The sequence below is a fragment of the Nostoc sp. genome (assembly GCF_036917375.1).
GTDB lineage: Bacteria > Cyanobacteriota > Cyanobacteriia > Cyanobacteriales > Nostocaceae > Nostoc.
In genome coordinates, this window is sequence record NZ_JBALDN010000045.1 from 1 (window position 1) to 11,701 (window position 11,701).

11 protein-coding genes are annotated in these 11,701 nt (G+C 42.9%); 4 read left to right on the top strand and 7 right to left on the bottom strand.

Annotation, left to right across the window (positions count from 1 at the left end; all coding sequences use genetic code 11):
• Positions 1–64: 64 nt before the first annotated feature.
• The 4 genes from V7K45_RS11920 to V7K45_RS11935 form a co-directional block, all read right to left on the bottom strand.
• Positions 65–2,761 carry a response regulator gene (locus V7K45_RS11920; RefSeq protein ID WP_335003578.1) on the bottom strand — a complete coding sequence of 899 codons (2,697 nt, stop codon included), beginning with the start codon at positions 2,759–2,761 and terminating at the stop codon, positions 65–67.
• A gap of 64 nt (positions 2,762–2,825) precedes the next feature.
• Positions 2,826–3,269: a response regulator gene (locus V7K45_RS11925; protein WP_335003580.1), complete on the bottom strand. Its 444-nt coding sequence runs from the start codon at positions 3,267–3,269 to the stop codon at positions 2,826–2,828.
• 190 nt (positions 3,270–3,459) lie between these two features.
• Complete coding sequence (locus V7K45_RS11930) at positions 3,460–5,007, bottom strand: sensor histidine kinase (protein WP_335003582.1); 1,548 nt, start codon at positions 5,005–5,007, stop codon at positions 3,460–3,462.
• A complete protein-coding gene (locus tag V7K45_RS11935; protein WP_335003584.1) occupies positions 4,976–6,952 on the bottom strand; it encodes a CHASE3 domain-containing protein in 1,977 nt (658 codons plus the stop codon). The genes V7K45_RS11930 and V7K45_RS11935 overlap by 32 nt, the downstream gene beginning before the upstream one ends.
• Before the next feature lie 436 nt (positions 6,953–7,388).
• Between V7K45_RS11935 and V7K45_RS11940 the strand changes: the two genes are divergently transcribed.
• From V7K45_RS11940 to V7K45_RS11950, 3 genes are all read left to right on the top strand, one after another.
• Positions 7,389–7,811: a hypothetical protein gene (locus V7K45_RS11940; RefSeq protein WP_335003586.1), complete on the top strand. Its 423-nt coding sequence runs from the start codon at positions 7,389–7,391 to the stop codon at positions 7,809–7,811.
• Positions 7,812–7,863: 52 nt separating this feature from the next.
• Positions 7,864–8,361: a hypothetical protein gene (locus V7K45_RS11945; protein WP_335003588.1), complete on the top strand. Its 498-nt coding sequence runs from the start codon at positions 7,864–7,866 to the stop codon at positions 8,359–8,361.
• 143 nt (positions 8,362–8,504) lie between these two features.
• Positions 8,505–9,278: an AIM24 family protein gene (locus V7K45_RS11950; RefSeq protein ID WP_335003590.1), complete on the top strand. Its 774-nt coding sequence runs from the start codon at positions 8,505–8,507 to the stop codon at positions 9,276–9,278.
• Between the two features lie 72 nt (positions 9,279–9,350).
• On the opposite strand, the gene V7K45_RS11955 is transcribed toward V7K45_RS11950, so the two are convergent.
• Positions 9,351–9,476: a hypothetical protein gene (locus V7K45_RS11955; protein ID WP_335003592.1), complete on the bottom strand. Its 126-nt coding sequence runs from the start codon at positions 9,474–9,476 to the stop codon at positions 9,351–9,353.
• Between the two features lie 89 nt (positions 9,477–9,565).
• On the opposite strand from V7K45_RS11955, the gene V7K45_RS11960 reads away from it, so the two are divergent.
• The gene (locus V7K45_RS11960) at positions 9,566–9,991 is read left to right on the top strand and encodes a hypothetical protein (protein WP_335003594.1); all 426 of its coding nucleotides are present in this window, start codon (positions 9,566–9,568) and stop codon (positions 9,989–9,991) included.
• A gap of 179 nt (positions 9,992–10,170) precedes the next feature.
• Here the strand turns inward: V7K45_RS11960 and V7K45_RS11965 are convergent, their stop codons facing one another.
• On the bottom strand, positions 10,171–10,632 hold the full coding sequence (locus tag V7K45_RS11965; protein ID WP_335003596.1) for a hypothetical protein: 462 nt from the start codon (positions 10,630–10,632) through the stop codon (positions 10,171–10,173).
• Between the two features lie 301 nt (positions 10,633–10,933).
• Positions 10,934–11,206 (bottom strand): GlsB/YeaQ/YmgE family stress response membrane protein, encoded by a 273-nt coding sequence (locus V7K45_RS11970; protein WP_335003598.1) that lies wholly within the window; start codon positions 11,204–11,206, stop codon positions 10,934–10,936.
• Between the last annotated feature and the right edge of the window lie 495 nt (positions 11,207–11,701).

Sequence of the window (11,701 nt, forward strand, 5' to 3'; positions counted from 1 at the left end):
ATCTGCTTAATATTAAAGATTTCCATGTTTAAAGCTTGTATTTTATCAACTCAGTGCTGCTGGGTCATTTTTTCCTACTTAGTCTAAACTCCAGTGTTAAAGCGATCGCTGGAATCTTCCCGCCTTGTTGGTACGGCAAGGCTCTCAGCTGGCGCACCAGCATATAGCCATCCATTTCTGGCATCCCAATATCGCTGAGTAGCACGTCTGCTCTGTACTTGGTTAAAGTGGCGAGAGCTTCGGCGGCTGAAGTGACAGTTGTTACATTCGCTCCATACATCTCTAGCATGAAAGCAATAAACTCCCGTGTATCTGCATTATCATCTACCACCAAAACTTGGATACCATGCAAATTTAGGGATGGCTCAGACGGTTTACTGTCTGCGTTCTTCTGGGATGGAGTTGCCATGAGCGGAAGTCTCACAGTAAAGGTTGCCCCCTGACCTTCACCTGCACTTTCTACCTGAACAGTTCCGCCATGTAATTCGACTAAGTGACGGACGATCGCTAACCCTAACCCCAGTCCACCAAACTTTCTGGTTGTAGCACTATCTGCTTGGCGGAAGTATTCAAACACATAGGGGAGGAAGTCAGGGTGAATCCCTTGACCTGTATCGATAACAGTGATTTCGGCAAAAGAGCTAACTTGTTTCAGATGGATATCCACTCGTCCCCTGATGTCAGTGAACTTAATTGCGTTCGAGAGGAGATTCCAAATCACTTGCTGTAATCGGTTGGGATCGCCCAAAACTTGCCCTACATTTGGTTCAAGCCTCACCTGAATTTGAATCGACTTGCTTTCAGCTGCCAGCTGTACAGTTTCCATTGCAGCTTTAACGATCGATACTAGATCGACTGGGCAAACTTTCAGGCTAAGTTTGCCTTGCAGAATTCGGGAGACATCCAGCAAGTCTTCAATCAGTTCGGACTGTAACTTGGCATTGCGTTCGATCGCACTCAGAGCATAAGCAGTCTTGGCTTCGTCAAGCTTAGAGGTTTGGAGCAGCTTAGACCAACCCAGAATTGGATTAAGGGGCGATCGCAACTCATGGGATAATACTGCCAGAAACTCATCTTTAATTCGGTTAGCTTGTTGCAATTGTTGAGCTTGTTGCTGGATTGAAGCCAGTAAATTTGCTCGCTCAATAGCGATCGCCATCTGTTCGCAGGTGGATTGCAGCAGATCGATTTCTTCGGGAGTAAAGCAGGTGCGGGTGCGGCTGGCAAAGGAGAGCGTCCCCAGTAACCGTCCCTGCACAATCAACGGTTGTCCAGCATAAGCCGTGATGCCAATTGAGTTGACAAGCTGCGCGTTGGGATGGGTGGAGATTTGCGCTCGATTAAAGACAATTTGCTGCCGCTCTTGTGCCACCAGTCCGCAAAGATATTGCCCAAGTTCAATCCATTCCAGCGACTGAGCCGTTGCTTCAGAGATCCCCCCATAGTTGCTCAGATGCAGCATTTGCTGGTTGTCTTTTACCTCAACCATATAGTTGTAGTAATAATGTAACTCAAGCTGGGCTGAGAGCTTGTTAAACAAGTTATTCATCAGCAGCATGGGATGTTCCGTGGCCAGTAAATCGCTGGTTGTTTCATACAGCAGATGCACCCGTTCCTCTGCTCGTTTGCGTTCGGTGATGTCGAGTGCGGTTCCTAGCAACCTAATCGCTTGCATAGACACCCCCTCTCCCTCAAATTGCACTTGCCCATTAGCGAATATCCACCGCTCAGTTCCATCGTTCCACACGATTCGATAGTCAATTTCATAAGTACCCGACGACATCGGGTCGAGTGCATTGCTGATGGTGTTGACTACACGCTCTCGGTCATCTGGGTGGATGCGCTCTATTACCATTGAGACAGGGATAATCGCGGTGTCATCCGGTTCGCCCCAAATCTCGCGCATTCGCTTGTCCAACTCGACGAGGTTTGTACTGGGATCGTAATGCCAAGTCCCAAGCCGACTGATGTTAATGGCAAGCTGTGCGCGTTCCTCACTCTGGTGTAGAGCTTTTTCAGCTTGTTTGCGTTCGCTAATATCCTCTATTAAGCCGTCAATAACGGTTCTACCATCTACTTGGGTCAAAGTTGTACTAATTCGCACCCAAATTAGAGTACCATTCGCTCGTCGCAATTGCATCTCGCGATCGCGGATTTCGCTATTTTGCTTTAATTGGTTGAGAACTTGAGCATAGTCCAATGGTTGGAAATAAGGCTCAAGGGTTTGACTTGCAGGAATTTCAGTTAGAGAATTTAAACCTAACAGCCGCAGAAATGCGGGATTGCCTTCGAGTAAAGTACCATCTGCCGTTAAGCGATAAATTCCCACATTTAAATTATTCAGCAAAGTTTGAAGGCGTGATTCTAGCCTGACTGCTTTACGTTGAGCTTCAGTCCGCTCTATTGCTCGGCGGACTGCTGCGGGTAATCGAACATAGTGCTTAGGAGACTTGATGATGTAATCTTCCAATCCCGATTTCATCGCCTCAACGGCAATTTCCTGAGTACCACTATTGGTAAACATTATTACTGGGCAATCAGGATAACGATTTTTAATTACCCGGATCGCAGTTAAGCCATCACTCCAGCGTAATTGATAGTCAGTTATTACTAAATCAAACTCTCCTGTTTCTAATGCTTGTTCCAAGTCTTTTGCTTGAACAATTTCCTGAAACTGGAGGTCAAAAAACTCTTGCTTTAGTACATGAATCGCCAGTAGGCGGTCATTCAAATTATCATCAATTAAAAGAATGCGTAACATTGAGCTACATTACATTTATGTAAGGGTGACAGTGAAAAGAATGCCCAAAAAATGTTCAAACAGTTCAAAATTGAGGTCTTTCGTTAAAAATAATCCAGTGAAGATTAAGGGTTATAACAATTTCTACTAATTCATTAAAAATAACTGGCTTAACTATGTAAGCATTTACACCTATGTCATAAATATGATTAATGTCGGCATACTCTCTCGATGAGGTGAGAACTACGACAGGTAAGCGCTTGAGTTCTGGTTGCTGCCGTAACCACATTAAAACCTCAGCCCCGGATCTGCGGGGTAGTTTCAGATCGAGCAAGATTAGTACAGGCAAGGGATAACGAGTGCGATCGCCATAAGGTTCCTCCCCTGACAGATATAACACTGCTGCATCGCCATCATTTACCACCTGAACTGGATTAACAATATTAGCCTTGCGGAGCGCTCGTTGCAGCAGTAGCACATCTTTGTGATTATCCTCTACAAGTAAAATAGTGTCTTGCTCTTTACTCATGAAATTTCTAGTTTGAAAGGCAGGGGGCAGGAAGCAGGGGGCAGGAGGCAGGAGGCAGGAGGCAGAAAAAAAGTTTTTCATCCTTTACTGTGCGCCTCATGGCATGGCATAGGGTAAGGATCTTGCGCCAAATATTTAAGAGCGTAGAAATAACTTTATGTTTGCCCGGAATCAAGGCGATTGAAAGATTTTAGGAATTTACATCTATAACTATAGGTAAATCTATCCAAAATCGGCTTCCTTGTCCAGGTTGGGATTCTACACCAACTTGTCCACCCATACGTTCGACTCCTTTGCGGACAATTGCTAAACCGATACCACTTCCAGGATAAACTTCATAGCTGTGTAGGCGCTCAAAAACATTGAAAATGCGTTTTTGGTATCTTTCCTCAATACCAATGCCATTGTCTTGCACCCATAAGCGAACCAATTTATTACGTTTCTCAGTCCATATCCGTAACTGAGGTTGAACTCCTGGTGCAACAAATTTAATCGCATTGGTTAGCAAATTGGTAACTACTTGAATCAAAATAGTAGGGTTTCCCGTAAGTTCAGCTAAAGGCTCTTCAACTTGTACTCTCGCCTGTTGCTGTGTTATTTCTAGTTCTAGCTGTCTCAGTATTTGTATCATCAATAAAGATAAGTTAATAGCTTGTAATGGCATTTCAGTCCGGCTGAGGCGACTGTATTCAAGCAAATCTTGAACAAGCTTGTCTGCTTGCTGTGTACTTGCAATAATGCGCTGCAAATAGTTTTGTTGGTTCTCTAGGTTAGATTCCCTATCCTGGTTCTCTAGGAGGATTGAACCAAACGCTTGGATAGCGCGTAATGGTTCGCGCAGATCGTGAGAAATTGAATAAGTAAATGCTTCTAAATCTTGATTAGCCACTGCTAATTCCTGATTTTTCTGCGCTAAATCTCGATTTGCTACTTCTAATTCGGCTGTACGCTCCCTGACTCGCTCCTCTAAGGTTTGGTTGAGTTGCTGAATTTCAATTTCAGCTTGTTTACGAGATGTAATATCTTCAATTAAGCCATCTATTACCTGTTGTCCCTCAACTGTATTTAGAGCTATACTTAATCCAACCCAAATAAATCTTCCATCTGCTCGTTGTAATTGAATCTCTTGCTCTTGCTGTTGAGGTGGCGGCAGTTCTTGCAGTATTGAGTAGTATTCATGGATGTTTAATAAATTCATCGCTGAAGCTTGGGATAATGAATCCAGCCCCAACAATTCTAGAAACGCTGGGTTACACTCAATAAGACTTCCATCTGGATAAGTACGAAATATACCTAGTTTTAATTGGTTGAGCAAACCTTGAAGACGGATTTCAAGTAAGGTAGCTCGTTGTTTGGTTTCTGCTCGTTCTAGTGCAACTCGCACAGCAACTGGTATGCGAATGTAGCGGTTGGGTAATTTCAGGACATAATCATCTAGCCCAGACTTCATTGCCTCTACCGCAATTTCTTCACTACCTGTATTAGTAAACATAATCACTGGGCAGTTGGGATACTGTTGTTTAATTGTATATAAAACTTCTAGTCCAGTACTCCAGCCCAATTGATAGTCGGTAATAACCAGATCGAATTCGCCTGTTGCTACTGCACTAGCAAAGCTAGAGGCTTCGCGGATTTCTTGAGCTTGAAATTGCGGAAATTCTCGCCTCAGTTCTCGGATCGTTAAGGCGCGATCGCCTGGATTATCATCAATTATCAGAATGCGGAGTACTTGCGTCATTCGTATCATTGCTGTGAGGATCGGCTTTTGGCAGGGCAATCCAAAAGCGACTACCAGTACCTAATTGCGATTCTACTCCGGCTCGACCGCCCATTCGCTCTAACCCTTTGCGGACAATTGCTAAACCAATACCAGTACCTGGATAGATTTCCACGCCATGCAGTCGTTCAAAAACCCGAAAAATACGCTCTTGATGTTCTGGTGCAATGCCGATGCCGTTGTCTACAATCGATAATTGGATCGAATCTTGCTTTTCTTCTGCATAGATTTCTACTTTTGGCTGTATTCCAGGCTGCACAAATTTTATTGCATTGCTGAGTAAATTGGTTACTATCTGGACAAGCGTAGAGCGATGAGCCATCACTGGCGGTAAGGGTTTTGCTACCGTGACTTGTGCAAGCTGTTCTTGCACTTGTTTGCTGAGTTGTTTTAAAGCTTCCTCGACAACACTAGTTAAATCAACTTTTTGCATTTGAATTTGGGCACGGCTGAGGCGGCTGTATGCTAGGAGTTCGGCAATTAGGGTGTCCATTTGGACTGCACCCTCTGTAATATATTGAATGTATTCTTGCCCAACGGAGTCTAGTTTGTCTGTGTAGTCTTCTTGCAATGCCTGAGCAAAACCTTGCATAGTACGTAACGGTGCGCGTAAATCGTGTGATATCGTATAAGTGAATGCTTCTAGCTCTTGATTTGTTTCTTGCAACTGTGCAGTACGTTGGGCAACACGCTGTTCTAGTTCCAAAGCGTAATTTTGAAGTTGTTCGCGTAGCAGAGATTGTTGGATAGCGATCGCTAACTGAGCCGCCACCTCAACCACAACATCTTGTGCTTGAGCGTCAAAAACGGCTGTCTTAGTCGCCGCTAAGTTGAGTTCCCCTAGCAGCCTTTCTTCAACTAACATCGGAATCCGCAAACAACAACGCATTCCTGCCGAATGCAACCGTTTTAAAATAGGTGGGTAAAGCTCAACATTTGTCAAGTCTTTAATATAACTAAGGTTTTGTCGTAAGCTTTGCTCAGGCGCAAAGTCTGATAATGACATTTTTGTACCTTCAAGCGGTTGTAATTCTTTAGTGCTGTTGCCTGCGACAATCTCAGCTGTACCTGCCTCAAAATTAAACAGGGCTACAAATGCTTGCTCATAGGGTACTAAGTGACGCATTTGTTTCAGTGCAGTTCGGACTAGAGACTTGATCGACTCAGCCGCTAAAATTGCTCGGTCAATATTATGTAAAGCGGCAAGTCTTTGGGCAGAAAGTTGAACATTTTCAGTTTGTATTTGGGCAGTTTTGAGAGCATTCTCATAATTGTCAGACACATGGGCAATTTGCCGTCGAATATAAAAGGCAAGGATACCACCAGCAGCAAGCGATAGGATTATGCTAGTAAAGATGACTCGCTCAGTAGTCTGTTGGACTGCTTGGTTGCGCTGATACCGTAGCTGCTCTTCAGTAGCAATAAAATTAGTAATTTGATTTCGCATCACATCCATGCTTTGTTTGCGAACCTCAATTGCTGATAGGGGTTCAGCTTCACCTCTTTGTTTGCGGGCGATCGCTTGGGAAATAGATTTCTTCCAGCCTGTTTCCTCTGCCTTGATTTGCCTTAAGCGTTGACTTTGTTGGGGATTATCTGAAACTAGATCGCCCAACTCATTAAAAGTAGTATTAATGGTAGAGTTAGCTTGCTGATAAGGTTTAAGAAATTCTGGGTTACTTGCGATCTGGTATCCACGTACTCCTGTCTCCAGATCGAGTAATAGTTTTTGTAAGCCATTTGCTTGGGCAATAACTTGGTCAGTGTGGTCAACCCAGTGCATAGCCCTGAGCAGGCGGTTAATTTGCCAGATTGAAACTCCTGACAATGACAATAACAGGATAATTGGTAGAGCGATCGCACCGATCAACCTACGCCTGAATGCAACTTGAGTAATTTGTAGCATTTACTTATGCTATAGCAGCACTCATACAGTAAACGACACTGAATGCTCCCCTAATTCTGGCACACAGTGACACATTGATTGGTCTATCGCAACCTAGCAACCACATTAAATGTTCCGATGGTGTTAGTAAACGGTTCATTAAAAACCTCACACGCTTTCATCAAACACTACTCATCATCAGGCAAAAACTGATTGTAGAGTCAATAGGCATCGCACATAAAATAGTATCCATCTCGCCGTGCATCCACCACACCCGTAAGCCGCATTTATTAACCGAGGCGAACGCTGCTTGGCAGATTTACAAGCGTAGGCGCAGGCATCGCCTCATTGTGCAAAATATTCGGGTAGCGGGTATTTTATTATACCTTGTATAATAGAGCCATTATTTTTGAATTTCCTTCAGCCTCCAGCCAACTCTAGTCAGGGAAAAACTTATATGAAACTAATTAGAAAAGTTTTAGCAATCTGTTTTCTATTATTTGGCATTCCCTTTTCTGCTGTGATGATTCTAGAAATTCTCAATCCCAAAACTCCCGCTCAAGAAAAACAAAATGATGTAGCGGCTTTAACTATTCTTACTATTCCGTCAACCATTCTAGGAGGCTGGTTGAGTTGGTCTTTAGTGCAGCAGAATCGAAAGGAAAAAGCATTACTTCTGGAATCAGAACAAAAGCGCCTTCAGTTAGTTTTATTAGAACTAATTGAGCAAAATGCTGGCAGAATAACGGTATTGCAACTGGCGAAAAATGCGGAAATATCAACCCAGTTAGCTAAACAATATTTAGATGAAAAAGCCAAGGAACTTAATGCTAATTTTGAAGTAAATGAAGAGGGAAATGTTTTGTATCATTTCTCTTGACACCCTTTTAGGGACTTAATTAGTAATAAAATTACTGAGAAAAAGCGAAATTATGATTAAAATTGTCTTTTGGAATGTGATTTTTGGATTATTAGCTGTACTAATTACCATACTTATTTCAGTTACAATCCCGACTTGGGCAGCAAACCCCAATTTAGATGGCGACTCACAACCCACACGATTCAAGCTGAATGAATGTATTGCAGATGTGAAAGAAGTCACGGCTTGGGACGAGAAAGAAACATTGGACGCAGCTCGTAAGATTTGTGAGATCCGCCAGTCACACGCCAAACAAAAGGCGCGGTTTTTAGCATCTTTGAAGAAACTACAAGAGCAATATCAAAATTATACAAATCATGGATTTGACAAACAGTTACCCACAGCTATTGCAGATTCATGGACAATTGTCAAAAGTTGCATTGATTTCAAAGAGGGATTTACCTCTCCCCACAATGTAGCTTTGTTGTCAGTACCAGAGAATGTTCGTAGCGGTTGTTACTCATTAGGGGCTTCTTTGGTAGAATCCGCCCTGTTTAATCAAACGCAGTGAGTAAACAAACGCAAGCCACACTCTGAATTTTGACAATCCTAATGCATCCGTGCTGTGTAGTCGAGGTCAAACTCATATCCGCGTAAAACAATTGGAGTTTGAGAGAAAATGATTTATAAAACAACTATCGAAAAGTAAAGACTATGCCAGACTTCAGTAGCGAACCGACCCCGGAATTGAGAAATCCCCAGGAAATCTTTCATTCTGGTGACTTGACCTTGAGAATTGAGGGAGAAGTAGTACCTGTAGTAGATGTCCATCTAGGGCAACAGCAATCGATTTACTTTGAGCATCATATTTTACTGTGGAAACATCCGAATGTTCGCCTCGGTGTCAAAGGTTTAAAAGGGGCAGCCAAGCGTTTCTTTGCCGGACTGCAAATTTTTATCAGTGAAGCACATGGGCCAGGGAATATTGCTTTCTCTCGTGAGGCTCCAGGACAGATTGTGGTGCTGCAATTAGAGCGTGGACAGACAGTGGACGTGCGCGAACATCAGTTTTTACTCGCTACCAGTAATATTGAGTACAGTTTCTTTTTCCAGCGAGGGCTAGCAAACCTCTTTTTTAGTCGCAGTGGTGGTTTATTTATTGACCGCTTCATTGGTCAGCAACAGGGAGGGCTGCTTTTAATCCACGGTTACGGTAATGTCTTTGAAAAGTACCTTGCTCCTGGGGAAGTACTCGATGTTGAGCCAGGAGCATGGTTATGGAAAGACTCATCAGTGAAGATGGAGACAGTAACAGCGCTGCAATCTAGTGGCGGCATCTTCGGAGCAATTGGAGTAATGCTCGGCGGTATTTCATTCACTCTCAACCGTTTTATTGGCCCTGGTCGTTTGGGGTTACAGTCTATGACTTATCACCCACCAGCAGGAGAGGGCGCTACTCAAATCGGTGGCAGCAGTAATTTGAGTTAAAGTAGCAGAGAATTGCACATCATGATTGCGATGGTCGCTTTTCGTTCCGCCGTAGGCATCGCTCACACGGTATCATCCATCCAACCACACTCGCAATCCCAATGCACCCGCGCCGTCCAGTCCCGATTGTGTGAGTAAAGTAAACAGCGATGCCGTTCGCGGAGCGTCTCGTAGAGAAGGCGGGCTACGCCTACGCACTCTGGTATTTTTGGCATAATACCAGTTTAATACCCTGCTTTTACGAATATATTTAACTAAATCAGTTTTCGAGAAGGTAAACAAAATAAATGAATAAAATGGGATTTGTAGTTGCAGCAGTTGTTATCATGTCACCTTTGACTTTAGCTGTAGCAAAAAACGTGCAAGCTGTGAACGAGCAAATAAAAGCAACTAAAAGTAATCAACCAGAACAGTCTGTGCAAAGAACTTTTACAAGCCTGATAAATGCTGTTGAACAAAACAACTACACTCAGTTTATTTCTCTTGGAAATGCTGCTTTCAAAGAAGGCATTACAAGGCAAACATTTACACAAGTTAGTAGACAGTTGGCTCCTCGCATCAAAAAAGGGTATTCAGCAGTTTTCTTGGGAAATCTGAATCAGCAAGGGTATCAAGTTTATTTATGGAAACTGACATTTTTTGATGGTGGTGATGATGTCTTAGCTAGACTTATCCTCAAAGATGGAAAAATAGGTGGATTTTGGCTGAATTAGGCGATCGCCCCCTGGACTAACTTTGTTGGAACGATCGCTGTTGGGGTGCAACTTTGACTCGCTTGTATTTTTTATGGGCAATGGTCTACGCGTTCGCTTGTATTTGCTGGGGAGCGATCGCTTTTCTACCCCCTGAATGGTTACAAAAGATTCTTGATTTAAGCTATCCGCCCATGCAATTAGTCGTGAACTGGATTGAGTTGGGTTCCATTGTCAATGGTAACACCGCTTGAAGCTCGGCGATGATTGGCTTGACTATTGTCTTTTGCAGCTTGAGAACGGGTTTTGGGTGTGACGCAAACATAGTCATTGGGAACAGCTTCGCGCCAAACATAGCCTTGACGACAAGTGAAAGAACCATAGGGGCCTCCTCCTGGCTGAATCCGATTAGCGACTTGACTATTATCTTTTGCAGCTTGAGAACGGGTTTTGGGTGTGACGCAAACATGGTCATTAGGAACGGCTTCACGCCAAACATAGCCTTGACGACAAGTATCTGGCCCATAAGGTAGTCCTTGCGCTTGAGCAGAATGACCAAACACGAGTGAAAGAGTTGTAGAGCTAACCAAGACAGCCAAAGTAGTTCCAGTTAACAAGGTAGTTGCCGAAAATAGAGATGCAGAAAGTTTCTGAATGTACATTGCGTGTTTTTCCTGCCTTGATGGCAAATAATTTGAGATGAACACCAATACATTGACTTATAGTTTGGTGTTGAAAGTTTTATGCAATCTGCTCATCATCCACGGAGAAATTACAACAGCAATTGCGAATTAAGAATGCATCGAGCGCTTACGCTACCCCTTGAACGGCATCGCACTCTAACAAAAGAATAGCGCCTACCTAAATTTAGGCAGGCGCTATTCAAATAATTTAAGCTCAGGGAGAAAATATAGTGAAATGAATTCCCTGATATTTACGATTAATTGATTCCAATTTAATTTCTTAGATTGCACTGCGACGATTTAGCAAGTTCCACAAGAAAATAGCGACAATTGCGCCAAGAACCGCTACTGCAATACCAGGAATACTGAGTGTGGGGGCGGCTAATGTCAAGGTTCCTGTACTGAAGAATACACCCAAACTACCACCAACAAAAGCACCGATAATTCCTAATAAGATTGTTCCTAAGATTCCGCCGCCTTGATGACCGGGGTAGATAGCCTTTGCAATAGCACCAGCAATTAGACCTAAAACAATCCAAGCAAGAATATTCATTGTTTTAATTCGATAGACGTTTTTGACTTACAAATAAACAATAGCAATCCAAACATTGACATTCAATCTACCAACAGAACCAATTATTAATAACCTTGAGGATGAATGCTGTTACTTCTGGTGATATACCCCATAACTGAAATGGATAATAAATAAAAAAAGCTCCTAGTTGGTCTAAAACCAGGAGCTAATAAATTCATTGCTTGATAATTGCAGTATATCCATTTTTAATGATTTTTTTCATCTACTGGAAGAATTATGATTACGGCGGTCGGTTACGTCATTGCACCGTGAATTTTTTATACAAAGATGAAGAACAGTGATTAGCAGTATTAAAACCAGTCACATATTAATAGCAGCTATCACTAATTATTGAAGGTAAACATAATTCTGGAGCGATAAATATGCTTCGATTATTTAATTCATTTGCATCCAAGCTTGGCAGTATTAAAGAGCAAAAAACTGAGGGAATGGCGGCGGTTGTTGCCTATTTAA